At 54.5% G+C, this 24659-nt stretch carries 22 protein-coding genes; 19 read left to right on the top strand and 3 right to left on the bottom strand.

The window, feature by feature from the left end:
- Positions 1-651: 651 nt before the first annotated feature.
- Complete coding sequence (locus Q0816_RS20670) at positions 652-3186, bottom strand: cation:proton antiporter (protein ID WP_298854310.1); 2535 nt, start codon at positions 3184-3186, stop codon at positions 652-654.
- A gap of 299 nt (positions 3187-3485) precedes the next feature.
- Entirely contained in the window at positions 3486-4730 is a 1245-nt protein-coding gene (locus Q0816_RS20665) for an adenylate cyclase (RefSeq protein WP_298854198.1), read from the bottom strand.
- Positions 4731-4967: 237 nt separating this feature from the next.
- Here Q0816_RS20665 and Q0816_RS20660 point away from each other — a divergent pair, with 237 nt between their 5' ends.
- The 5 genes from Q0816_RS20660 to Q0816_RS20640 all read left to right on the top strand — a co-directional run bounded on the left by Q0816_RS20660 (position 4968) and on the right by Q0816_RS20640 (position 8528).
- Positions 4968-5210 carry a hypothetical protein gene (locus tag Q0816_RS20660; RefSeq protein WP_298854196.1) on the top strand — a complete coding sequence of 81 codons (243 nt, stop codon included), beginning with the start codon at positions 4968-4970 and terminating at the stop codon, positions 5208-5210.
- 36 nt (positions 5211-5246) lie between these two features.
- Positions 5247-6875 carry a sulfatase-like hydrolase/transferase gene (locus Q0816_RS20655; RefSeq protein WP_298854194.1) on the top strand — a complete coding sequence of 543 codons (1629 nt, stop codon included), beginning with the start codon at positions 5247-5249 and terminating at the stop codon, positions 6873-6875.
- A gap of 63 nt (positions 6876-6938) precedes the next feature.
- On the top strand, positions 6939-7685 hold the full coding sequence (locus Q0816_RS20650; protein WP_298854192.1) for a hypothetical protein: 747 nt from the start codon (positions 6939-6941) through the stop codon (positions 7683-7685).
- Between the two features lie 28 nt (positions 7686-7713).
- Positions 7714-8082, top strand: coding sequence for a hypothetical protein (locus Q0816_RS20645; RefSeq protein ID WP_298854190.1), 369 nt, complete (start codon positions 7714-7716; stop codon positions 8080-8082).
- A gap of 170 nt (positions 8083-8252) precedes the next feature.
- Positions 8253-8528, top strand: coding sequence for a hypothetical protein (locus Q0816_RS20640; protein WP_298854188.1), 276 nt, complete (start codon positions 8253-8255; stop codon positions 8526-8528).
- A 195-nt stretch (positions 8529-8723) separates the two neighbouring features.
- Here Q0816_RS20640 and Q0816_RS20635 read toward each other — a convergent pair whose 3' ends face one another.
- Positions 8724-9104 carry a VOC family protein gene (locus Q0816_RS20635; protein WP_298854186.1) on the bottom strand — a complete coding sequence of 127 codons (381 nt, stop codon included), beginning with the start codon at positions 9102-9104 and terminating at the stop codon, positions 8724-8726.
- A gap of 85 nt (positions 9105-9189) precedes the next feature.
- Between Q0816_RS20635 and Q0816_RS20630 the strand changes: the two genes are divergently transcribed.
- From Q0816_RS20630 to Q0816_RS20565, 14 genes are all read left to right on the top strand, one after another.
- Positions 9190-9948, top strand: a complete 759-nt coding sequence (locus Q0816_RS20630; protein ID WP_298854184.1) for a DeoR/GlpR family DNA-binding transcription regulator — start codon at positions 9190-9192, stop codon at positions 9946-9948.
- The gene (locus Q0816_RS20625) at positions 9945-11126 is read left to right on the top strand and encodes an MFS transporter (RefSeq protein ID WP_298854183.1); all 1182 of its coding nucleotides are present in this window, start codon (positions 9945-9947) and stop codon (positions 11124-11126) included. The genes Q0816_RS20630 and Q0816_RS20625 overlap by 4 nt, the downstream gene beginning before the upstream one ends.
- Before the next feature lie 247 nt (positions 11127-11373).
- A complete protein-coding gene (locus Q0816_RS20620; protein WP_298854181.1) occupies positions 11374-11751 on the top strand; it encodes a hypothetical protein in 378 nt (125 codons plus the stop codon).
- Positions 11751-12296 (top strand): TetR/AcrR family transcriptional regulator, encoded by a 546-nt coding sequence (locus tag Q0816_RS20615; RefSeq protein WP_298854179.1) that lies wholly within the window; start codon positions 11751-11753, stop codon positions 12294-12296. Before Q0816_RS20620 ends, Q0816_RS20615 begins: the two co-directional genes overlap by 1 nt.
- Positions 12293-12802, top strand: coding sequence for a hypothetical protein (locus Q0816_RS20610; protein WP_298854176.1), 510 nt, complete (start codon positions 12293-12295; stop codon positions 12800-12802). Before Q0816_RS20615 ends, Q0816_RS20610 begins: the two co-directional genes overlap by 4 nt.
- A 589-nt stretch (positions 12803-13391) precedes the next feature.
- Entirely contained in the window at positions 13392-14141 is a 750-nt protein-coding gene (locus tag Q0816_RS20605; protein WP_298854174.1) for a FadR/GntR family transcriptional regulator, read from the top strand.
- Positions 14134-15285, top strand: coding sequence for a PLP-dependent transferase (locus Q0816_RS20600; protein ID WP_298854172.1), 1152 nt, complete (start codon positions 14134-14136; stop codon positions 15283-15285). The genes Q0816_RS20605 and Q0816_RS20600 overlap by 8 nt, the downstream gene beginning before the upstream one ends.
- A gap of 42 nt (positions 15286-15327) precedes the next feature.
- Positions 15328-16587, top strand: a complete 1260-nt coding sequence (locus Q0816_RS20595) for a sugar ABC transporter substrate-binding protein (RefSeq protein WP_298854170.1) — start codon at positions 15328-15330, stop codon at positions 16585-16587.
- Complete coding sequence (locus tag Q0816_RS20590; protein ID WP_298854168.1) at positions 16569-17519, top strand: carbohydrate ABC transporter permease; 951 nt, start codon at positions 16569-16571, stop codon at positions 17517-17519. The genes Q0816_RS20595 and Q0816_RS20590 overlap by 19 nt, the downstream gene beginning before the upstream one ends.
- Before the next feature lie 10 nt (positions 17520-17529).
- Positions 17530-18372 (top strand): carbohydrate ABC transporter permease, encoded by an 843-nt coding sequence (locus Q0816_RS20585; RefSeq protein WP_298854166.1) that lies wholly within the window; start codon positions 17530-17532, stop codon positions 18370-18372.
- 11 nt (positions 18373-18383) lie between these two features.
- Positions 18384-19451, top strand: a complete 1068-nt coding sequence (locus tag Q0816_RS20580) for an ABC transporter ATP-binding protein (protein WP_298854164.1) — start codon at positions 18384-18386, stop codon at positions 19449-19451.
- Position 19452: 1 nt separating this feature from the next.
- Positions 19453-21840: a transketolase gene (locus Q0816_RS20575; protein ID WP_298854162.1), complete on the top strand. Its 2388-nt coding sequence runs from the start codon at positions 19453-19455 to the stop codon at positions 21838-21840.
- Between the two features lie 5 nt (positions 21841-21845).
- On the top strand, positions 21846-23075 hold the full coding sequence (locus Q0816_RS20570) for an AGE family epimerase/isomerase (protein ID WP_298854160.1): 1230 nt from the start codon (positions 21846-21848) through the stop codon (positions 23073-23075).
- Between the two features lie 522 nt (positions 23076-23597).
- On the top strand, positions 23598-24374 hold the full coding sequence (locus Q0816_RS20565; protein ID WP_298854308.1) for a class II glutamine amidotransferase: 777 nt from the start codon (positions 23598-23600) through the stop codon (positions 24372-24374).
- Positions 24375-24659 lie beyond the last annotated feature (285 nt).

Raw genomic sequence — 24659 nt, 5'->3', positions numbered from 1 at the left:
GTTGGAACAGTTAATGTCACAACACCGATGCCGTTAAAGCAAGCGCCGCTAAGGAAAAAAATATTAACGTTGAATAGTTCACTGACTACAACTCCTCAAAAAAATTTGCGGGCATTACAGCCAGACTGAAATTGGCAATAGCAGTTTCGTCCGCGCAGCAGTCATCCTAGGCACCTTTTGGCGATGCGCTTGCAGCGAAAGTCCGCAATGTGGGTTGCATCAGCAGCATTTAAAAGTAGTGCTCAAGGTCTGCTCTGGGCCGCCTTATGTCAGTTTTTGCGGGACAAGGGGCTTTGCTGCAACGGCACCGAGGTCAGCCTCGAGCCCTAAGTTCAAATTTCTGCACCGTGCATCAATGCTCGAAGTGCAGACGTTGCAATGCGGCGTGGCTTGACGCAATGAATGACCGATATGGGCCGTTGATATGTCGCAGATCGCGTGCCCCGCCGTCTCATACAGCTGCACTTCTTGATTGACGCTCTAAAAAACGGGAGATCGGAAACCGGGACGATTGTCCGAGATGTTGAGGGTATTGACGGTTTTTTTTGAGTGACCAACCCTTTGATAGGAGAAAACTTTCGACAAAACCAAACCCGACTGGTGACCGTGAAACAACACCGTTGTCGCGGTTCTTTTCGGATTGATGATCACTCAAGAATTGGTCCGTTGGTTGGAGAATCCTGCGGGTTCATTCAAGTCCAGCACCGCAGGGTCGATCATGCGCTTGCCAGCGCTCATCTTGACAGAATTCCGCATGGCCTTGCTTCGCCCTAACAAGCGCCGGAAACTTGCCTCGTCGAGCACAAGCAGCGTCGACGGTGCCAATACCCGCACGTTTACGCGACGGGGCCGTTTCAATAGCATAGCCAATTGCCCAAACATTTCGCCTCGACCCAACCGCGTGGTGTGTCTGCCGAGCTCCACTTCCACAGCCCCGGAAGCAATAAAGAACACACTCCGGGCGAATTCGTCTTTGGAAATGATGGTATCACCCGCGTTGGCATAGCGGGTACGCAGCGCTCGGCTGAGTTTCCGCAGTGAAGCTTTGTCGAGATCAGAGAATAGCGGAAACTGCCTGATCAGATCTCGTCCCTTCAGGGCAATGTCCAGTACCGGACGCCCTTCAGATAACGCACGTCGCGCCGCTACTTCCTGCATCAACACCGAAAAAAGTTCTGCGCCCACAAGACCGTCTTCTCGCATGACCGCGTATTCACGTTCTTCTAGGCGCAGCGCGGTGCGCCGGATAAACCGCCGTTCCAGTTTTTCGGCATAGCCTGGATATTGTAGCCGCAGACCATCAAGCGCCGTCTCAACTGCCTCGGATCGGCGAGCCAACACTTCATCCAGCAGTTCCGCAACCCGGCGGCCATGGATTCTGCGTATGCGGCCACGGACGAATCCATCGAGGTCCTGTAAGATCAGGCGCTGCATGAGCAATCTTTCGAACCGATCCGTTGTAATGCGCGTGAGCGGGAACGAAATTCGAAGCCGATTGTGCAGAAACACGGCGATCCGAAAAGACCTGCCGTAAACAACGGACCGATTTGATGCACGCTGGTAGCCGATCCGCCCGCCAGTCCGTGCGCCTTCAATGAGTCGATCGGAATCGGACAGAATCTTCTCACTCAGAACCGATGACATGGTGCGTTCCCGCATCCGGGCCAAGACGGAATCCCGCTCTGCACCGGCCAGCGCAATCAGGCCAAGTGTGACCCGGTCACGATCAAGGATCTGCGCACTGTCTTCGGCGGCCTTTACAGCCTCGTCGAGGCGTTTGCTAAACTGTTTGGCTTCGTTTCTGACGGTATCGTGGGTCAGGTTGTAATTTTCCGCGATGCGGGATGTGTCCTCGCGAACCGATTGTAAGGCGACCGCGACCACCTGCCGTGAAAGTGCAGCATCAAGCGGAGAGAGCCTGTCGAGCCCCAGTTTTGTGATCACCATGCGCAAGGTTGTACCCTGAACAATCAGTGTAAACAGCGTAAAGCCAGTGGCCAGGATTCCAACCAGGCGCTTGGTCTCGAGCGGGACATGTGTACTTTCAGTAACTGCCAGCGCCAGCGCCAGCGTCACGGCACCACGCAGCCCGCCCCACAGTATTGCGGTGCGATAGGGGCGTTCAACGGTTGGCGACAGACCGATTGTCGTGAGAAGTGGCAACAACCCGAACAGAACCGCCGCGCGTGCAAATGTTGCAGCAAGAACCACCACTGCCAGCAGGCCAAAGTCAGACGGTCGCACCTCTTCCAGTAATCGCGGTATCAGTAAGGCTGCTAAAATAAAGATCAGCGCTCCTGCCCAGTGGGCCAAGAGATCCCATACTTCTTGCAGATTTGTCCAAGCGACCGGTGACAAACGACCGGGGCCTGTGAGGTTGAGTGTAAGACCTGCGGCTACCACCGCGATAACACCAGAAGCCCCGACGCTTTGTTCTGCAACAATATAGGCGAGATATGGTAGCGCAATGGAAATGGAAATCTGCGCCATTTCCCAACGATCTACAAAAGCCATCATCCAAACCGCTAGGCGCGCCATGAGCCAACCGGTGAGTGCTCCGCCTGCGATCAATAGCGGAATCTGCCCTATAGCTTCACTTAGTAAAGGATCCGGGCGCCCGAGCATCACAAAGCTCATGAACAGCCCAAAAAGGGCAACAGCAGCCGCATCGTTAAGAAGGCTTTCGCCCTCAATTATTCGCGACAGCCTGCGCGGTGCGGAGATCGATCGAAAAATGCTGATAACCGCCGAGGGGTCCGTTGTCGACACAATCGCACCGATCAACAGGCAGGCGGCCAGCGGCAGCGCACTTACCCAACTCAGCGCATAGCCAATGGAGAGGGTCGCCACAATCACTGCCACAACGGCCATCACCAGGATGGGCATCCAGTCATCCAGCATCCTGCGCAGGTTCATGCCGAGTGTCGCCTGAAAAAGCAACGTTGGCAGGAAAACATAAAGGAAGACGTCTGATCGGATCGGCAGATCGATAATTGCCTGCGCCCCCGGGTTTAGTGCATCCGTCAGGTTAGTGTCGAGAAAGAACGTCGCGCCAAGCCCGATCACTATTCCCAAGACTGCGAGGATAACGCTGTACGGCAGGCGCATTCGCGCGGCCAGTGGTTCCGCCACACCGATTACTACAAAAAGAGAAGTGATGATGGTCGTAATGACGACGATATCCATCATTACGTATTACCTGAGAACTCAAGTTAATGGAATCCACTCTTAATGCCGGATCGACCACGTGGAATCAACGTGTGAACTTACACTCGTCCAGTCTGTGCAATTGCAGCGAATGTCAGGAATGACGGGCCTCAGTGCGACACCAGCGCGGTGAGTGAACGGCAAGTCTGGGCCGTCTTCGATATCCAGCGGCGATGGGGCAAGGGCCTATACCACTTCGTGGCTGGGAATGATGTATGGTTAAATAACCACTGTGGCCAGTTCGTACTGGAAAGGCTCCGACAGCCGAGACACGAACTTCATTCGTTAACCTTTGGGCTCCAATTGGCATCTTTCATAGCTTCGCCAAGCTCTTCTCCGTACCTCGGATTGGCAAACAGTCTTTGAAATAACATATCTACCTGACTGTCAGGCCACTCCTGAGTGAGTTTATCCGACAGCGCCTGAGCTTCCCTTTCGTTACCCAGCATTTGATGAGCCGCCATCAGATAGGCGACAGACACAGGGCCGACGGGGCCGCCCTTTTCGGTCACCTGTTCAAAGGCGGAAACGGCTCCTTCGAAATCCTTCAAATGAAACTTTGCAGATCCCATTGCGTTCTGAAACACATAACCCCTGTCCAAATCGATTTTCGACAGCGCATCTTCGCTGATCTCCACGACTTTTTCGAACTCACCTGAATACAAAAGGATCAGTGATACAAATTCTAACACATGTACGTCGTTTGGTGCCAAACGCCGTGCCCTGTACGAAAACTCCATAGCTTCTGGCCAGTTTCCCTTGGTGAATTCGACCCAGGCCTTTGCAGATTGGCTCCACCCCGTTTCGGGTGCCAATTCAATCGCCCTGCTGGCCTGTGTGTCCGCGTAACGCAGCATGTCCCCAGTCGGATCGGCGTCAGGTGTCACCAGCGCTATCGTTGCTGCAACCTGCGCGGCCCCTGCATGGCCTCCGAAATAGTTTTCGTCGCTGTCTATTGCCCCTTTGAATATCGTCAGTGCCGCGTTCAATCGCGCGGGCTCCAACGCAGGAAAGATTAAATCCCGGCCTGAATTGGCCAGGTTCACAGCCTGAAGCCGCATGGGGGATGCATCAAATATGGCGCTGCGCCCATCTCGACTCAGGCCATCGACGGGCAAGCTGGATGGAACCTCACGCTTTGTCGAAATCAACGCAAATGCCGCTACAACACAGAGAAAAATGAAAACGCCCGCAAATCCAATGAACGGGCCAGGCCAACTGTGCGCATTGGTGCCACGCGCAGGTGTATCGAGCTGAGTCGTCTCGGGCGACCTGATCGATATCTTCGGTGCATATCCGCCCTTTGGCAGATCGAATACAGTACCTTCATCGCGACCATCTCCGGTATAGTATTCGGCCAACTTGCGACGCAGGCGACCGGCGTCCACCCGAACTACATTTTCTCGCCGCGCCATCTCGGACATGGTCCCGCCGTAGACATCCATGGCGATTGTTTTGGCACGAATTTCGCCAGCCCTGCCGTTGAGAGATTCCTCGACGACATAGACGAGAAAGTCCTGCAATCGCCGTGAACTAGCGAAAGTCGAAGACCTGACAAGTCGCTGAAGTGCGGCCCGCACATCTTTAGCGTCAGGTGCAACGCCCTCATCCAGGAGAGGTGTATCTTCTCTGAATACTTTCATAATTTCAGCGAGTTACATCCATGATTACACCGTATTATGCCCCGATAAACCTATTGTTAAAAGTGAATTCGTCCAACACTCCGGTATTTCCGCGATCCATCGAACGAGTCATCGAAATTGAAAGGCCTCGATCTTGATACCCTGTTTCACGACCACCAGACCGCAATTGCGGACTTAAGGCGCGTGGACACCGTGTTCGATGAGATCTGTCGGGACTACCAGCTTCTTAACGATGAATATCTCTCCATGAATACTGAGCCAGGAAGCCAATCGTACCAGTTTGAATGCGACATCCGCGAGACCCTGGATGGTCTTCGGGATGAAATCGCCCAGTCGCTGAAGCGCGCAGGAAAGATGTAATTCGAAAATGGGGAAGGGATATCGATGAGATTAATATTGAAACATGCCGCAGCCATGGTGCTGATGGCCGGCGCGAGCTTTGCTCAGGATGCGTCCATCATTCATGACGGAGAGTTCCAGTTTCTCCGCGCACAATTTGGCGATCAATGGGATGCTCAGGATACGGAAATCGACGCAAAGCTTTCCGAGATCCGTGACGCCAACGGCGGCAAGTCCCCTAATATTCTTTACATTCTGATCGACGATGTCAGCTTCGGTCAGATGGGCAACCGGACGATGAACTATGTCACCGGTTTCGACACGCCCAACATCAACGATTTTGCCACCGAAGGCATGTCCTTGATGAGGATGTATACCGAGCCGTCCTGTACACCGACACGTACAGCGATGTTGACCGGTCGTCATCCCGTGCGCGCGGGCGTGGAAGAAGTCAAAGTTGCGTTGGTCGGTGAAGGCTTGGCGTCCGAAGAGGTGACGATTGCCGAAATCTTAAAGGAAGAAGGGTACAACACCGTGCATGTCGGGAAATGGCATCAGGGCGATATTGAACAATCCTACCCGCATAATCAGGGGTTTGACTGGGCGGCCTTTCCCTTGCATCAGCAAGTTCAGCTCAGCTTGATGACACGTGATGCGATGGTTGCCAACAACATGCTTGGCTTCCATGCGTCGGGTCAGTCTAACCAGTTCCAGTTAGATGAGCGGTTCAAACCTTACGGCCTAGTAACCGGTGTTGAAGGTGAAGCGGGAGGCTTTGCTCGCGAAGTCGACATGGCGCCGGGCGAGGAATGGACGCAGGCGAAATACGAAGAAATGAACCTGCGCTATCAGCGTCAGGCATTGGAACAGTTGGAGAAGCTGGCTTCGCAGGACGACCCGTTTTTCATGCAGTACTGGCCGCTCTACCCGCTGAACTTTGCCTATCCTGATGAGGCGGTTTCCCGCAATGGCGGCTTCCATGCCGACAAGTTACAGATTCTGGACGGTTGGATCGGCGAGGTGCTGGCCAAGCTGGATGAAACCGGCAAGGCAGACAACACCATCGTCATGATCATGGCTGACAATGGCTTGATGTATCACTACGAGGGGACGTCCGGCTTGAACCAGCTGATTTACCGCGGCGGCAAGACGCAGCATCTTGAAGGTGGTGTGCGTACCGATGCGTTTATCCGCTGGCCCGGCGCAATCGAGCCCGGCAGCGCGGCGGGTGACATTGTGCATGTCTCAGACCTGTTTACCACCTTTGCTCGGATCGCAGGGGCAACCGACCGCATTCCGCGCGACCGTGTAATTGACGGGATCGACCAGACCGCGCTGCTGCTTGAAGGCGAAGGTAACTCGCGCCGCGACTATGTCTACGTTTACGAAGGGCCGGTCTTGCGCTCGGTGGTCAAACAGGAATTCAAAATGCATCTGCCTGCCCCGGGCCAGCCGGGCGCAGCAGCTCCTGTGTTCAATGTCTACCGAGATCCACGCGAGGAACATCCCCTTATCGGGTACTCCCTATGGTCCGGGGCGTCTTTTCAGGACATGGTCAAGCGCCATCAGAAAACCATTGCCAAACACCCGCATCTGTCACTTGGAAAGGGTGTTCCCTATGAAGGAATCGAGAACCTTCGTCCTGAAAGCGAACTGACCAGGGAAGTCTTTTCTAGCTGGCAGTAACGAACTTGGGGCGGTGGTGGCAAAGCCATCGTCTCATCAATCGCACGAGAACTCTTCAGGTACATGATGGCCAGCCACTTCATTATCCAATCAATCTTTACGTCCGCGTTTCTGATGGCGGGTATCGCTGCCGGAGCAGAGGAAAACGCGTCAAATCCATTGGCTGCTGTCAACAACACAGACATTCGCTATCAAAATTTTGATCTGGAAGGTGGGGCAGATCGTCAGGATGCATTCATTGATGGCGCATACATGCTGCGCCCTGATCTGAAATTAAAATATGAGCTCCATTACAATTCGACAAATGCGACCGGGGAGAGGTTCAACGGGTTTGAAAAGACCAGCTTCAAGCTGATCTATTTCCCGTCACAAAAAACCCTGAATGACACTTGGGCCGTCAAATCCGCGCTCGGGCTGGAATGGATCCTTGACTTTGGCGATCCCGATGAAGGCATCGGTACCGGGTCTGATCAAATCGCTCCGTTCGGAGGGTTCGCCTTTGCAAACACAAACAGTGGGCTGACACTGATCCCTCTGGTCCAGCATTTCGCATCTTACAATGGACCGACCGATGTCAGCCGAACCGCGATGCGCCTAATTGCACTTCAGCCATTTGGTGAGGGGTATTGGATCAAAGCGGATATCAAAGCGCCTTATGATTGGGAGAATGACGCCTGGCCCGCGACCGCAGAGCTTCAGATTGGCAAAAATCTCAGTCCCGGTATTGCGCTTTATGCAGATGTGTTGATCGGGATCGGCGCTGATCGCCCTTATGACCAGGGCGCCGGGATCGGCCTGAGATTCAATTAATGAGTTTTAATAACTCAAGGACACAGCCATGCCACATCCTCTGACACTCAGTACCATGACGCTTGCGGCAACATTCCAGATATTGCTAGGTCTTGCATCCGCTCAATCACTACCCGCGCCAAGTCAGGACGAGGCCTGCCGGCGTCATGGGGTCTCGTTCTATCTGTTCACTCCGCTAAGAACCAAAGGGACATCGACCGTGGCCGGTCAATCCGCTGATCTGGATCTGGACCTTGGCGACGTGCTGGACGTGCTCGATTTTGCTGCTGCCGGTCGGTATGAGGCGTGGAATGGGAGTTTTGGAATAATTTTCGATGCTAACTATGTGGGTATCGAACAGGACACCACACTGCCCGGCCCGTTGGGTTCCGACCTCAACGTCGACGTGCGTCAATAATGGTTTGGTGTTCAGGGGGCCTACCGCATTGCGGATGGCACATACGGTGCCAATGACCAACGCTATGCCATCGATCTTCAGGTCGGGCTGAGGTATAACTCCATCCGTCAGGAAATAGACATCACGACTCCGGGGCCCGGTAATGCGCCTGTATTGGGCGCCGATCAGGATTGGATCGAACGGTAATCGGCGCACGCGGAACGTGGCGATTGAGCCAAAGCTGGACCGGAATTGTTTCTTTGGAGCTTGGCGGTTTCGGCGCTGGCGGAAATGACCTTCAAATCGGGGCGAATGTTGGTTTTGATTACCAACCCTGGAAGAAAACCACCCTCACATTTGGGTATCGGTACTTCAGCGTCGACTATAGCGACACGCTGAGTTCCGGAGAGTTCGCCTATGACGTCGACCAGCACGGGCCTTACTTTGGCATCAAGTATTTCTTCTAAGGGCAGCTTTTTTGCGCTCCCGACCTCCGGCGTGCACGTAACTTTGCAATTGCAGCGAATGACCGCAAAGCGGGCTGCGATCGCAGCATGTGGGGTACTTATTCAATGTCTCTGATGGGCCGTTTCTGACACGGCTGCTCAGAGCCAGATTCATAAATGGTCACAAGGATTTGGCCGTGCACACGAAAGGGCGGTCTACTCAACGATTTCTATCAATGTGCCGTCAGGTGAGCGAACGACGGCTTCGTAGTAGCCATCTCCCGTTCGCCGTGGTTCGGACACAAGCAACCCGTCAAGGCGAAATCGATCTGCAATTGCGTCGACCCGTTCATTTGTGCCGACAGAAAACGCGATATGCGCCCACCCGCAAGCTTCGCCGGGATGTGGAGTGACCCAAGGGCCTTCCATGATCTCAATACACGTATCGTTGCCTGGGATCCGTACGAAACGCGAGGCGAAGCCTGACCTGTTGTAGCTGTCGTAGCGCTCAGCGACCTCCGCATCAAAATAGTCTCGCCAGAATGCAGCCGCCTCTTCCAGATCCCGAGTCCAAACTGCCAAATGCGTCAGTTTCATTTCCGATTACCTTATCCAGCTAGCATGTTGACTAAATCAGAGGATCACATTATGCAGCTTCATGCAATGTTTTGCGGTAATTTGCATGGAACTGAATATACCAGACACAAGACAGGCGGAGCTTGCCGCGCGTTTGAGCGATGGTCACCAAATCGTGGCCGCCGACGCAGCGCATGAATACAGGGTATCGGTTGATACGATCCGTCGCGACATTCTCGCGCTAGAGGCAAGCGGCAAGGCGCAGCGCGTGCGCGGCGGAGCCATCCCGGTCGCGCCACCCGCAGCGCCCTTGCACACTCGGCTTGCGGAAGGTGCCCCGGTAAATCCGGGCATGATCAAAGCAGCTGTGCGGGAAATTGGTAATGCGCAAACGCTCCTTTTGGACGGGGGGAGCACGGTGTTGGGCTTCGTGGAAAACCTGCCTGCACAGGACCGACGAATGGTGATCACGCCATCGCCGTGGGTCGCTATTGCCTGCCAAAACAATGGGATCGCCGTCTTCTTGCTCGGTGGCACTCTGCGCCCGCAGGGCGGGATCGCAACCGGCGAAAACGCATTGGATCGCGTTGCAGGCGTCTCAGCGGACATCGCCGTTTTGGGAGCCTGCGGACTCGATCGGGAATTTGGCCTGAGTTCCGACGACCATGACGAAGCGCAGATGAAACGCGCGATGCACAATGCGGCCGCCCGTACAATCGTCGTCACAGAAAGTACGAAAATCGGGCGACGAGCTCGCCATCACACGCTTGCTCTGGCAGAGATCGACGCGATTGTCTCTGATGCTGCTCCTGATGCTGCCAGCACCTTGCGGCTCACCACTACGAGACTGGTCCTGAATACATGACATCTACAACAGACAGCGGAAATCCGGCAACCCTTCCCACCACACCGAATTTCTCAGGGACAGCTCCAGCGCGTCTGGCGACACGCCTTGCATTTTTTGCGGCAGGCTTTGCAATGGCCTGCTGCGCACCTTTGTTTCCCTTCTTCAAGGCGAATGTCGGGGCCGACAATGCGGAGTTTGGGATATTGCTGCTCTGCTTCGGGCTCGGCTCGATTATCGCGATGCCTGCTACCGGCGTGATGGCAGCACGTCGAGGGGCGCGGCCTTTGATCCTTCTGGGTGGTTTTGGGTTGACCGCTATGCTGCCTCTTTTGGCACTGGCGGGGACACCCTGGGCGCTGGGGGCCGGGCTCTTTGTTTTTGGCGCGTTCCTTGGGACGATCGATGTGGCCATGAATGTCCATGGAGCAGAAGTTGAAGGCCAGGAGAAACGGCCGCTGATGTCGAACTTCCACGCACACTGGAGCATCGGCGGCTTCTTTGGGGCCGGATTGATTACGGTGTTCTTGTCCTTTTCCGTGCCGACGACCATCTGCGCGGCATTTGGCGCCGCAACCGCGCTCGTCGCAATGTTGGCTGCCCGACCCAGGTTTCTGAGGGTAGCGGGGAATGAGCCCGAACCATCTGCCTTTCCTCGGGGCATCGTTCTTCTTTTGGCGGTTCTCGCAGGCATCATTTTTCTGGTCGAAGGCGCGGTACTGGATTGGGGAGCGCTGCTGATCATCGACAGAGACCTCGCCTCCGCAGAAAACGCCGGTGTCGGTTACATCCTTTTTTCAGTTGCGATGCTTGCTGCCCGTCTCACCGGGGATCGTCTGGTCAGCAGGATCGGTGGGTTCGCAACTCTCGTTCTGGGCGGATTGATCACAATGGCGGGTATCACGACCGTTTTATTCGCATCGTTTGTACCAGCCGCTTTTTTTGGATTTGTTCTGATCGGGCTGGGCGCAGCGAACCTTGTGCCAGTACTGTTCAGCGCCGCGGGTCGGCAGAAGGTAATGCCAGCAGGCATCGCCATTGCTGCGGTGACAACAACCGGTTATGCGGGAATTCTCCTGGGGCCTGCCATGATTGGCTTTATTTCGGATGCCTCCTCACTCTCAACCGCATTCTTGTTGCTGGCACTCCTCATTCTGGCAGTACCCATATCAGCATCGTGGGTCGCCCGGGTTCCGTAGTCAATGCGGCTTTCCTGCGTCTGCTTCGAAGAAGCTGCATTTCGACATTGTCAGAGTGACAAATGGCATCTATGGGCCGTTACTTGATGAGCGAGAGTTGCCGTTTACTGTAAATGCTACACTTTTTGGTCGTTTGGCTATCTGACTGCCGCATTGAGCCTACCATATTGACACGAAGATTTACACTTTCTAACAAAACATAAGTTATGTTATGTAGGTTCGAAGTTGAATTTCAGAGGCGTTTGCCATGGCATATCCCATTCTTGCAGCCGGCGGCCTGTCCGCCATCATTACCCTCATCCACGTTTTCATGGGCGGGCCTGAGGTGGCGCGCCCGTTGCTGGCTGCAGGCGATCTGGAAAAGCAGCCCAAATACGTGGCGTATTACTGCTGGCATCTTGTCTCGATCAGTCTTGGTTTGATGAGCCTCCTGTTCCTGTGGCCCGCTCTTTGGGACGGAAGCGATGATCTTGCCATTATGGGCAGTATTATGGCCACACTCTTTGCCCTTTGGGGCATAGGTCTGCTGCAGTTTTCGAAGGCTGATCTAACATTCACCGAACTGCCGCAAGGGTGGCTTTTTGTCCCCATTGCGATCTTTGGGTTTTGGGGAAGCCTTTTCTAATGGCTGTGCGGTTTTCAAAAGAAGGCTGGCTGAAAGCCGGGCTGGAGCAGCTTACCCAACTTGGCCCGGATGGGGTGAAACTCGCAAACCTGTGCAAGGCACAGGGTCGCACTACAGGGGCGTTCTACTTTCACTTCAAGGATCACGCGGCATTTGTAGCCGATCTGATCGCCTATTGGGAAAAGACACACACAGACGACGTAATGGCCGCGTCCGGGGCGCAGGCCGAGCAATTGAATATTCTGCTCATGGATCTGGATCATCGGATCGAAATCGCCATTCGCCTGTTTGGCTACCAGAACCGGATGGTCGGAACCAAGCTTGCAGCGATAGATGAGAAGCGCATTGGCTTTCTAGCCAGCCTTCATGCGCAATCCGCCGCGATTGAGGCAGCAAGCGCGCGGGTTCTGGCTGAACTGGAGTATGCAGCGTTTGTCGGGACACAGATGCTCTGGCAGAATGATCTGCCGGCGCAAGGTAAAAAGCTGGGTGTCGCGTTCGACAGTCTCGTGGCAGCGTATCTAAAAAGGACGTGGGTCAAGTGAGACAGGTTGAAGAACACAGCATTCCCGAAGGCAGTCTATTGCATCAGTTTGCAAAAAGGCCGGGTTATCACGCAGATGCATTTGTGGCGCACGTGGGTTTCGTTCCATCGCTGAGCGAATACATCATGGCGATGTTTGACTCACCCGTCTTCCGGATCGAGCGCGCGTTGCTGGCACTCGCTGCTTTCAAGCCATCGTTCGCAAAAGACGTCGCCGCCCTGGCGTTGGCGGAAAATGACCAGCTAGCCTGCTGGAAAACCGTGCAGCGTACACAGCAAGAGTTGCTGATGAAGGTGGAAAAGGGACGGGTAAGAACCTGGCTGATGGTTGAGCCGGCTCAGGGCGGGGCATCAAAGCTGTGGTTCGGATCTGCGATTGTCCCGAAGCCCGCGCAAACCGGAAAGGCAGGCGGAATAGGGTTTGTATTTCGCACCCTGATGGGTTTTCACAAACTCTACTCACGTGTTTTGCTGCGCGCCGCGATACGCGGGCTCAAACGGCATTAGCGAATTCCACTGCGTCGCCATTCTGTTCTTGCTGCGAGCATGAGCAAAGCTTGAACTATCCGCACTTTCTTCCTCTGTACAGGCCCAGGCCAGGATTGTCCTGTTCCGCCTTTAGTTGGCGGCGCATTCAATGGTTGCTTGGTGCAGTTCTGACAAGCAGCATGATCGTAATGCTGCGAGATGGTCGATAACTGCATAGGGCTGCATGCCGACTTTGCCTCTGGAAACGCGAGCAGCTTGTTTGTCCCGCTTTGTGTGAATTCGCTCACTCTCAGATTTTTTGGCTACGGTGAACTTCGGACTGGCGAAACCGCATCGCCGCGCACGTCGAATTGGCGAATGTCGGGTCTTGGCGGTGCCGACCTACGAGCTTCGTACAGTTGGACGCACCATTTCTCCCAATTTGGGATTGAGCTTTCAAAAACAAAAAAAGCGTGCAGTCTGAGGCCATTCTACCTCAGTTCTGATCCAAGCAAGACTGTTTTGGCAGCCGTTGATAGGACCCTTTCATATAATGTCGGACATTATAGTATATTTTGTCGGACATTATCAGTAGTGTTGGAAGAACATTGATTCGGAGCGGCCACACGTGACAGAAAATTTGCCACCCCAGGAACAGAGCGAAGAGGCAGGCAACTCGCTTAAAGAGTTACCTCACGGCAGCACCAGCCGGGATGTTCTGGATGCGCTTTCCGAGATGATTGATGCGGAAGGTTTGAAAGTTGGTGACCGTCTGCCGCCGGAAGTAGAAATCGCACGCCGCCTTGGAATTGGTCGGGCAAAGGTTCGCGAGGCCCTGACGAGTTGGCAGAACATGGGCATCGTTGTGCGCAATAAAAAAGCGGGGACTCGATTGGCGGCTGAAGTGTCGGCAAATGCGATTCATCTTCCTCTGACGTTGAAGCTTGAAGCAGAGAGCCTGTTGCGAACCCACGCAGTACGCAGGCCCTTGGAAATCGAAGCGGCAAGGATGGCGGCACTGAATTGCACTGAGGCGCAAGGACTGTTGATTACTGCCCGTGTTGCCGAGCTCATAGCCACTCATGCCGCTGGTGAAGACTGGCGTCAGGCTGACTACCGGTTCCATTCATCACTGCACGACGCTTGCGGAAATCCTCTGTTCGGGCAATTGATCCGTCAGATCCAGCAAGGCTTCAATGAGGTTTACGAAGCGCCGTTCGGTCAGCCGCATCTGGGTCAGGCGACAATCCCAATTCACACAAAGCTTGCTGAGGCGGTTGTCTCGGGTAATGCCGACGAAGCCGGGCGGATAGTCGGTGAAATCATGGACATGGTCGAAGCAGAAATTCTCCAGATCATGGAGAACCAGAATGTCTGATCATAGAGACATCGCGACCCTGCTAGCAGCGGTACTGCCCGACTCTGCTGGGGCAGTGACACCTCCGATCGTCCAAACCTCACTGTTTACCTTCGATAGCTATCAAAGTTTCGAAGACAGGATGGCAGGCCGGTCGGATTCTGCAATCTACACCCGCGTGGAAAACCCAACTGTCGCTGCGTTTGAAAAGCTCGTGGCTGAAGCCGAGCAAGGCGAAGCCGCGGTCGGTTTTGCTTCTGGGATGGCAGCCATTTCCTCAACGCTATTGGCATTTGTCAAACCCGGAGACCGGATCGCCTGCGTCGAGCATGTCTATCCGGATACATTCCGGTTTCTGGAACGTATGCTGCGCCCGTTTGGCGTGCATATTGAATACCATGCGCCGGAACGTTTTGTAGATGACCCGGAGTTGCTGGCTGATGTGACACTGGCCTATCTGGAAAGCCCTGGATCGTTAGTCTTTGAAGCAATAGACCTGCGTCGTGTCGCCGAACACGCCAAACGTCACAATGTGTTGACGATGGTCGACAATTCCTGGGCCAGTCCGGTGTTCCAACGCCCCCTCACACTGGGCATAGACATCGTCATCCACTCAGCCTCGAAATACATCTCGGGGCACTCGGACACGGTTGCGGGCGTGGTGGTCGCCTCCCTGGACCATATCGCTCGCATCCGTGATCTGACCCTTCCTTTGCTCGGCGCGAAACTGGCGCCTTTTGAAGCGTTCCTGCTGACACGAGGCCTGCGTACTTTGCATGCGCGCATGATGCAGCATCAGGCGGCGGCCAACATGTTTGTTGATCGTCTGTCCGCTATTTCACAGGTTCGGCAGGTCAATTCACCTGGTGCAAACGACGTTCCAGGATTGACGGGTCGGTCTGGGCTTATGTCGATCGAGTTCGATGACAGTGTCGACATCGCAAAGTTCTCCGACGCATTGAACTTTTTCCGCCTCGGCGTGAGTTGGGGTGGCTTCGAAAGTCTGATCCTGCCGGCGCGTGTCGGACTTGCTCAGGCCGGTGAACAGAACTCGATGCAGAAGTTTGGCGTCTCGCCCAATCTGGTGCGCCTGAATCTTGGGCTCGAGTCAGCTGACGATCTCTGGGCCGATTTCACATCAGCACTCTCAAAAAGCACCGCTTAGAATGCGCCCCTGCGCAGAAATCAAAACCAACTGGAGGAAAATATGAAAAAACTATTAGCAGGAATGACAGCTGCTGCCGTGCTGATGGGCTCGGCCTCGTATGCCGAAACCACACTTAAACTGGTTGAGGTAATCACCAGCCCCGAGCGTACCGAGGTGCTTCAGGGGATTGTCAATGAGTTTGAGGCCAATAATCCTGACGTCACGGTTGAGATCGTCTCGCTGCCATGGGGCAGCGCATTTGAAAAACTGGCTACAATGGTGGCGGGCGGTGACATCCCGGATGTGGTTGAAATGCCCGACACATGGCAAGCGCTCTATGCAGGATCCGACCAACTGGTCAGCCTCAAAGACCATGTAGCCGGATGGGACCATGGGGCAACACTGACCGACAAGACCGTCGCGATGGGCAGTCAGGCGGGCGATCTTTATATGATCCCATACGGTTTCTACCTGCGGGCAATGTTCTACAACAAGAAACTGCTGGCCGAAGCGGGTGTTGATGCTCCTCCATCCACGATGGAAGAGTTCAAGGCAGCCTCGGCTGCGGTATCCGAGCTTGATGGCAAATACGGGTATTGTTTGCGCGGTGGTCCCGGCGGCACCAATGGTTGGATCATGTTCGCCGCAGCGATGAACGGCACCAACGAATTCTTCACCGAAGACGGCGTCAGCCGCATCAACGAGCCCGGCTCGGTCGAGGGCATCCAGTTCATGATCGATATGTATCAGAACGGATATGCACCTAAAGACAGCGTCAGCTGGGGCTTCAATGAAATCGTGGCCGGTTTTTATTCCGGCACCTGTGCATTCCTTGACCAGGATCCCGATGCGCTGATCGCGATCGCCGAACGGATGCCGGCAGAGGACTTTGCGGTCATTCCAATGCCGGTTGGGCCTTCAGGCAAAGCCTTCCCAACCATTGGCTTCGCGGGTTGGTCGATTTTCAATGCAACCGAGCATGAAGAGGAAGCCTTTGATCTGGTCGCAGCCCTGTCCTCGCCAGAAGCCAACGCGACATGGGCCAAGCGGGTTGGCGTTATTCCGATCCACAAAGGCGCCGATCAGGATCCGCATTTCCAGACCGAGCAATTCAAAGGTTGGTTCGAAGAGCTGAACGGTGAACAATACGTGCCGACCACAATGCCGACCAACCTTGAACAGTGGGGCTACTTTGGCAGCACGCTTCTGCTGGAAACAAGCCAAGAAGCTTTGCTGGGGCAGCGCAGCGCGCAGGATGTCGCGGATGAGTGGGCAGAGTTCCTCACCGACGAGCACGCTAAATGGAAGGCAAACCAGTGATTGCTCGCGCTCAAAAAACTGTCAGGCCCGGGGAAACCCGGGCACGACGCTCGCTTTACCTGCAATACATGGTCGAGCCGTTCTACTATCTGTCACCGGCAATCCTCTTGATCGGTGCAGTGATTATGGTTCCGCTGATCATCGGGATCTCCTACTCGTTCCAATCCATAGAGCTGCTGAAGCCTTTTGCCTCCGGCTGGATCGGGTTCGAAAACTACGTCGATCTCTGGAGCGACCGTAAGTTTTGGATCGCAATGGAGAACACGCTGTTCTGGACTTTCTGGTCGATTACGTTCCAGTTCCTGCTCGGCCTTGGCCTTGCGATGCTTCTGAACACACAGTTCTTTGGCAAAAAGCTGTTTCAGGCCCTCGTTTTCCTACCATGGGCCGTCCCGACATTTCTGTCTGCCCTGACTTGGGCGTGGCTGTTCAACCCTGTCATCGGTCCGTTGCCGCATTGGCTGGCCGCGCTTGGCATTCTGTCAGAGCCCTACAACATTCTTGGCGATCCCGATCTTGCAATGTGGGGTCCTATCACTGCGAATATCTGGTTTGGTGTGCCGTTCTTTGCCATAACGTTGCTGGCCGCCCTGCAGAGCATTCCCGGTGAACTCTATGAGGCTGCCGAAGTCGATGGCGCTTCGCCCTGGCAGACATTCACCAAGATTACGTTGCCATTCCTCGCCCCGATGATTGCGATAACGGTTATGCTGCGCACGATCTGGATCGCCAATTTCGCTGACCTGATATTTGTTATGACTGGTGGCGGCCCCGCCAACTCAACGCAAATCTTGTCGACCTACATTTTCACCACCGCCTTCCGAAAGCTGGATTTTGGCTACGCGTCCACCATCGCTGTGGCGTTGTTGGTCATTCTGCTGATCTATGCCGTCATCCTGCTCTGGCTTCGTAAGAAGCTGGTCAAGATCTGAGGAGTTGGCCATGTCAGCCACCCAAAACCGCCACCCTGCAATGGTCTTAGGGAAGTATGCAGCGCTCGCATTCTATCTGATCTTTGCGCTGTTCCCGCTCTATTGGCTGCTCAAGATCGGGCTTACGCCGGATGAGTTGATCTATTCCGAAGGCACAAGGCTGTTTCCAAGCGAGGTCACGTTCTCGAACTTCACGACGGTCATTTTCCAGACTGATTTTGTGGCCTACTTTCGAAACTCGCTGGTTGTATCCCTTGGGGCGGCCTTCTTTACAACGCTGTTTGCGGCAGGGGCGGGCTATGCCTTTTCGCGATTTGTGTTCAAAGGCAAACGGATCGTCATCGCAATAATGCTGGTCACACAGATGTTCCCGCTGCTGATGATCATTGCACCGATCTACAAGATCGTCGCCGAACTGGGACTGTTGAATTCGCTGATCAGCCTGATTGTTGTCTACACCGCGTTCAATATCCCTTTTGCAACATTCCTGATGCAGTCGTTTTTTGATGGGATTCCCAAAGATCTGGAAGACGCGGCGATGATGGATGGCTGTTCGCGGTTTCAGGCGCTGTGCAAGGTGGTCTTCCCGCTGACATTGCCGGGCCTCGGGGCCACGCTTGGTTTCGTTTTTACCGCAGCTTGGTCAGAGTTGCTGTTTGCGCTGATGCTGATCTCGAAGAACGACGCGATGACTTTCCCGGTTGGCTTGTTGACGTTTGTTTCCAAATTCTCGGTCGATTGGGGGCAAATGATGGCGGCCGGCGTGCTGGCGCTGATCCCAAGCTGTCTCTTTTTCATCTTCATTCAACGTTATCTCGTGCAGGGCCTCACGTCCGGCGCAGTTAAAGGATAGGAGGCCAGATCATGGCACGTATCGAACTTCGTGACGTTGCAAAACGTTATGGATCCGTTGAGGTCTTGCGCAACATCGACCTTGAAATCCAAGATGGTGAGTTCATTGTTCTGGTGGGGCCATCGGGTTGTGGCAAGTCTACGCTACTGCGCATGGTGGCGGGGCTTGAGCCGATATCAAGCGGTGAGTTTCTAATCGATGGCGAGCGTATGAACGACGTGCGCCCCAGAGATCGGGACATTGCAATGGTGTTCCAATCCTACGCGCTTTACCCGCATATGGATGTGGCGCGGAACATGGGTTTCTCGATGGAAATCCGCAAAGACCCGGTGGCAGAACGTAAGTCCAAAGTTGCACAGGCGGCACGGACACTGGGTCTAACCAACCTGACGGATCGTTTGCCCAAAGCTCTATCTGGTGGTCAACGCCAGCGGGTCGCCATGGGTCGTGCCATTATCCGCGACCCGCGGGCCTTCCTGTTCGACGAGCCTCTGTCAAATCTCGACGCTGCGCTGCGTGTTGAAATGCGGCTGGAGATTGCACGTCTGCACCAACAACTCAGCGCAACGATGATCTACGTGACTCACGATCAAGTCGAGGCTCTGACATTGGCGGACCGGATCGTTGTTCTTAACGGCGGGGATATCCAGCAGGTCGGCAGCCCTTTAGAGCTCTATGAACGTCCGGCCAATAAATTTGTTGCCCAGTTCATTGGTTCGCCCACCATGAATGTTGTACCCGTCGTCGGAACTGAAACGGGCGTGACCGCCGGGAATGGAACTGAAATCAAACTACAGGATGAGCTGCGTACGGCGCAGGCGAAAGAGCTGGGTGTAAGGCCTGAGCATATCGATGTCGTGGACAACGGGACCGGTGATCTTTCGGCCGTGGCTGATGTTGTTGAACATCTGGGGTCCGACACGAACATCTATGTCAACGTCGAGGGCATTGGATCAATGATGGTGCGCAAGCATGGCAATATTCCAGTAAAGCCTGGCGAACGGCTTGGGCTGCGCATTCAGACAGAGAACGCGCATCTGTTCGCCAAAGATGGCACAGCTTTGCGACGGGTCGCCTGAGATGATGAACGAATTGGAGATTCGGGCAGCGCTCGAGAAGAAGACGCTCTGGCTTTCATCGTGGATGATCCACAACGCCAACAACATCCGCGCCAAAGGCAGGATCAAGGTGGGTGGCCATCAGGCGTCTTCGGCCTCGATGAATGCGATCCTGAACGCGCTTTATTTTGATGTTCTTCGTCCCGAGGACCGCGTCGCTGTCAAACCACACGCGAGCCCGGTCTTTCATGCGATCCAGTATGTTCTTGGAAACCAGAGCCTGCAGCAGTTGCAGGGTTTCCGCGGCTTTGGAGGGGCACAGCCCTATCCATCTCGCACCAAAGACTTGGATGATGTCGATTTCTCGACTGGGTCCGTTGGGATGGGTGTTGCGATGACGGCTTTTGCCAGCCTGACGCAGGACTACCTGGCCGGTCACGGATGGCTCAACCAGCCCAAAGGCCGAATGATTGCGTTGGTTGGCGATGCTGAGCTGGACGAAGGCAATATCTATGAGGCGCTTCTCGAAGGCGCCAAACACGACCTGCGCAATTGCTGGTGGGTCATAGACTATAACCGACAGTCGCTTGATGGCGTGGTCACCGAAGGTCTGAACGCAAGGTTCCGGGACATATTCCTCGCCTGCGGGTGGGAGGTGATTGAACTGAAATACGGCTCGCTCATGCAAGCCGCTTTCAAGCGTCCTGGGGGTGCGTATTTGCGCGATTGGATCGATCGCTGTGAAAACGCTCTTTATTCGGCTTTGACGTTCAAAGGTGGTGCCGCATTGCGGGCACAGCTGGAGCAGGACTTCGCCGGCACCAACGAGGCGTTGGCGCTGGTGGCGGATCATGATGATGACGCGCTTGCGCAATTGATGGGCAATTTGGCGGGGCATGATACTGCGCTGATGTCCGAGACGATGAAGGCTATCGATCACGACCGCCCGGTTTGTTTCATCTGCTACACGGTTAAAGGTTATGGGTTGCCACTGGCGGGACACAAGGACAATCACGCCGGGATCATGACGGCTGCGCAGATTGAAAGTCTGCGCGATGATTTGGGGATAGATGCGGGCCATGAATGGGAACGCTTTGCTGGCATCGGTGTTGACCAAGAAGACGTTCGGGCGTTTCTGAACAATGTCCCATTCAATGCCAAGGGGCGTCGCCGCCATATAGCTACCCCGATCAAGGTTGATGAAGTTGCCCGGCCAAGGGTCAAGGACGTAGCCTCCACTCAGGAAGCGTTCGGGCAGATTTTGTCGGCCATCGCCAGTGAAGCTCCGGCCCTTGCCGAGCGGATTGTCACCACCTCACCCGATGTTTCGGTCTCGACCAACCTCGGTCCTTGGATCAACAAGACGGGCCTGTTTGCAAAAGCTGAGCAAAGCGATCTGTTTCGCGATCAGGAAATCCCTTCGACGCAAAAGTGGCGCAGACATTCGGACGGGCGGCACATCGAACTTGGAATCGCTGAAAACAACCTGTTCACGTTTCTGGGCGCACTTGGGCTGTCTCATTCATTGTTTGGCGAGCGGTTGTTTCCAGTCGGAACAGTCTATGACCCGTTTATTTGCCGCGGGCTCGATGCCCTGAACTATGCCTGCTATCAGGATGCGCGTTTCATGTTGGCTGCGACCCCCTCTGGCGTATCGCTTAGCCACGAGGGTGGCGCACACCAATCCATTTCGACTCCTTTGATCGGTATGGCACAGGATGGGCTTGCAACATTCGAGCCTGCTTTTGCGGACGAACTGAACGTGATCATGCGTTGGGGGTTCGAATATATGCAACGGGATGGCGCAGTACCACAGGCTGAACAAAACTGGCTCCGCGACGAAAAGGGTGGATCTGTGTATCTGCGCCTATCCACAGTACCGCACGAACAAATCGGGCGCGAAATGACCGGTGACCTTGTGCAAGGCGTGATTGCGGGCGGGTACTGGATGAGACCCCCAACAGCAACAAGTGCGGTGGTGCTGGCCTACACAGGTGTTGTTGCGCCCGAGGCAATTCAGGCCGCGGGACTACTATCTGATGACGTTCGGGACGTTGCCGTATTGGCTGTGACATCCGCAGATCGGTTGAATGCAGGATGGCAGGCTGCCGAGCGCGCCCGACAACGTGGTGACAGCGCGGCGCTTTCACATGTCGAGAAACTGTTCGCCAATGTGCCGCGTGACGCTGGGTTGGTGACCGTTGCCGATGGCCATCCGGCGGGTCTCAGCTGGCTTGGTGGCGTGCACGGGCACCGCACTAAATCTCTGGGTGTGGAGCATTTTGGACAGGCTGCAACAGTGGAAGACACCTATCATCTGCATGGAATTGACGCGAACGCAATTCTGCATGCGGCGCGAGCGTTGATGCCGGGCCGCGGCGCACGCTACATTACACCCCTCGCCGGATAAAAAAGATGATCAAAGACCAACCTCTGCCTCTCGGCGCGCAATCCGAACCGGGGTTTTGGCTTGAAACCTCCAATCACCGTAACTGGTTGATGGATCAGGCGATGCGGCAGCTTGAGTTCTTCAGCGCGAGTTGCCGAAACGGGCCCGGGTTCTTTATCCTTGGTCACGATGGCACTCCACAGCCCGGCCAGCTGCAGGAATTGCACACGACGACCCGTCTGATTCATTCTTATGCATTGGGCCATCTGTCAGGTTTTCAGGGCGCTGAACGGATCATTGATCACGGCATGGCATATCTCGAAAGCCACCACAAAGATCGGGAACATGGCGGGTACCTCTGGGCGCTGGAGGGTGAACAGATCAAGGATGATCGCAAGCTCGCCTACGGACATGTCTTTGTTCTTCTTGCCTCTGCAAGCGCGAAGTTGGCGGGTCACCCGGATGCAGACCGCCTGATGGCCGATGCCCGCGAGGTCTTGGATCAACATTTCTGGGATGAAGACGCGGGATTGTTCTGCGACGAGTGGAATAGGGATTGGACACCTTTTTCCACATATCGCGGAATGAATGCGAATATGCATGGTGTTGAAGCGATGCTGTCTGCCTATGAGGCGTTCGGAGATGAAATATACCTCTCCCGCGCCGGTCGCATTCTGGACTTCTTCATCAACAAGATCGCAACTGGGGAAAACTGGCGGTTGCCTGAGCATTACACGTCTGAATGGCAGATTGATCATGACTATGCGGGTAACCCGATGTTCAGGCCTGCCGGAACGACTCCTGGTCATTCGTTTGAACTCGGCCGACTTCAGCTTCAGCATTGGGACTTGTCGGGTCGGCCGGTATCCAATGCGCCCGAAACAGCGCGCCGCTTGATTGAACAGGCATTGAATGATGCCTGGTTACCCAGTGGCGGATTGGCCTACACGCTGGACTTTGATGGCCAGGCTGCCAACGGCTCCCGGTTTTGGTGGCCGATCACCGAAGCAATTGGAGCAGTCGCCGCGCTGATTACTCTGGACAAAATGCCGGAAGACGAGATTTGGTACAGGAAACTCTGGACCTATGCCAGTGATACGTTCGTGGATCATAAGTATGGCGGTTGGTTTCCAGCGGTAGATGAGAATGGGAATGTCGTGACATCCATCTTTGATGGGAAGCCCGACATTTACCACTCATTGCAGGCCTGCTTCTTCCCTCTTTCTGGACGCCTGTCGCGGATGATGCTTCCCTAGCTGACACGCATACTTGAAAATCGACCACACAAACTCGTCGAATGTCAGGTTCGTCTACAATTGGATTCTGCAACTGCAGCGAATGGCCGGTCTGGTGAAGCTGCACTGCGGCGCTGACGACGAAGATGGATGTCTCCTTTGGGCCGTACTAACCATAGCCAATGGCGGCAACCCATACATACCGGACATTCAGTGCTAGTAGGTTAAGCAGTAGGGAGGACGAAGCATACGCCCCAGTCCCTCAGTAACTGTATGTACGTAGTTGGTACGCTCTTAACCATGCTTATTAGGTGCGGTGAATTTGAGGCGAACCTATGATTGGTCGATGAAATATTTGATGGAGAATTGATTGGCAGAAAGTAGAATCTAACTATCATTCGATAGAATGTTAGCCCGCTTTTGGCAAAAAACTGTAGTGATTGCACCTTTGTGAATAGGTATCTTCTCTGAAGATTAATTTTGGGAGCCAATATGTGCCGTTTTCTAGCCTGGATAGGCACCCCGAGATACCTTGACGATTTGGTGTTGAACCAGGAACAGTCGCTGGTCGAGCAAAGCCGAAACGCGCTTATTGGAAAAACGCCCATTAACGCAGATGGATTTGGGCTGGCATGGTACCCTCAAAGGCAAGAACCCTGCTTCTACAAAGATACCAATCCCGCTTGGTCAGATGCGAATTTGAAGCAACTTGCACATCACACCCAATCCGGGTTGTTTCTGGCTCATGTGCGAGCATCGACGGGGACGGCGACGTCTCGTAACAATTGCCACCCATTTGGCAAGGATAACTGGTGTTTCATGCACAATGGCCAAGCGGGAGGTCACGAACAGATCCGTCAGAGACTTGACGGCAAGATCCCTGCTGGCCATTACACACATCGTTTTGGTGCCACCGAAAGCGAAGCAATATTCCTCATTGCTCATGGCGAGGGTCTGGACGCTGATCCAATAGGTGCGATGGGACGCGCTGTGATGCATGTGGAGGCCCTGTCCAGAGAAAACGGCGCGGTCCCATTCATGAGGTTCGCAGCGTGCTGGTCCAACGGAAAGAAGTTATTCGCAGCGCGCTACGCCTCGGATCGATTTGCTCCAAGTCTATATTACCGGGTGGGATGTGACGGTATCATCGTATCTTCAGAGCCACTAGATGCCGATCAAAGTGAATGGTCGGAGATAGCACCCAGTTCAGCCATTGAAACAGATGGTCTTGAAGTCGTGGCTCACTCGTTTTTAGTAGAAGATGCGCAAGAAAAGTCTGATGTCGGCGATCGCTGCCGTTCTAATAGAACGATAGTTTGAGCCCTGAGCCGCCTTCCCACACTACTTGATCTCTGCGTGGGCATGCGTCCGATATGCGGACAAAGCCGGCTTTAGAACAGCGAGTCCTTACATCTGCTTTTTATTTTGCCCACGTAAAAGTGATTTTGTTACGAAACTTGCAAACGTCTGTTTTGGCGTGTTTATCCGTTACACGAACGCAATCCCAAACCACTAAGATGCGTTTTCCGTGACCTGCCCCCCGAGGCTCCCTCATTCATAACGAGAGTCTGCGGGTCTGGTCTTCATATTCGTCGTCGTTGGTTT

Source organism: uncultured Ruegeria sp., from assembly GCF_947497005.1.
GTDB lineage: Bacteria > Pseudomonadota > Alphaproteobacteria > Rhodobacterales > Rhodobacteraceae > Ruegeria.
This window is presented reverse-complemented; position numbering and strand designations above follow the sequence as displayed.

What these genes read in the sequence shown, in the direction of transcription:
- Q0816_RS20670 (WP_298854310.1), bottom strand. Translation starts at nt 3,186, where the DNA reads ATGGATATCGTCGTCATTACGACCATCATCACTTCTCTTTTTGTAGTA.
- Q0816_RS20650 (WP_298854192.1), top strand. Translation starts at nt 6,939, where the DNA reads ATGATGGCCAGCCACTTCATTATCCAATCAATCTTTACGTCCGCGTTT.
- Q0816_RS20645 (WP_298854190.1), top strand. Translation starts at nt 7,714, where the DNA reads ATGCCACATCCTCTGACACTCAGTACCATGACGCTTGCGGCAACATTC.
- Q0816_RS20635 (WP_298854186.1), bottom strand. Translation starts at nt 9,104, where the DNA reads ATGAAACTGACGCATTTGGCAGTTTGGACTCGGGATCTGGAAGAGGCG.
- Q0816_RS20630 (WP_298854184.1), top strand. Translation starts at nt 9,190, where the DNA reads ATGGAACTGAATATACCAGACACAAGACAGGCGGAGCTTGCCGCGCGT.
- Q0816_RS20625 (WP_298854183.1), top strand. Translation starts at nt 9,945, where the DNA reads ATGACATCTACAACAGACAGCGGAAATCCGGCAACCCTTCCCACCACA.
- Q0816_RS20620 (WP_298854181.1), top strand. Translation starts at nt 11,374, where the DNA reads ATGGCATATCCCATTCTTGCAGCCGGCGGCCTGTCCGCCATCATTACC.
- Q0816_RS20615 (WP_298854179.1), top strand. Translation starts at nt 11,751, where the DNA reads ATGGCTGTGCGGTTTTCAAAAGAAGGCTGGCTGAAAGCCGGGCTGGAG.
- Q0816_RS20600 (WP_298854172.1), top strand. Translation starts at nt 14,134, where the DNA reads ATGTCTGATCATAGAGACATCGCGACCCTGCTAGCAGCGGTACTGCCC.
- Q0816_RS20595 (WP_298854170.1), top strand. Translation starts at nt 15,328, where the DNA reads ATGAAAAAACTATTAGCAGGAATGACAGCTGCTGCCGTGCTGATGGGC.
- Q0816_RS20590 (WP_298854168.1), top strand. Translation starts at nt 16,569, where the DNA reads ATGGAAGGCAAACCAGTGATTGCTCGCGCTCAAAAAACTGTCAGGCCC.
- Q0816_RS20585 (WP_298854166.1), top strand. Translation starts at nt 17,530, where the DNA reads ATGTCAGCCACCCAAAACCGCCACCCTGCAATGGTCTTAGGGAAGTAT.
- Q0816_RS20580 (WP_298854164.1), top strand. Translation starts at nt 18,384, where the DNA reads ATGGCACGTATCGAACTTCGTGACGTTGCAAAACGTTATGGATCCGTT.
- Q0816_RS20575 (WP_298854162.1), top strand. Translation starts at nt 19,453, where the DNA reads ATGATGAACGAATTGGAGATTCGGGCAGCGCTCGAGAAGAAGACGCTC.
- Q0816_RS20570 (WP_298854160.1), top strand. Translation starts at nt 21,846, where the DNA reads ATGATCAAAGACCAACCTCTGCCTCTCGGCGCGCAATCCGAACCGGGG.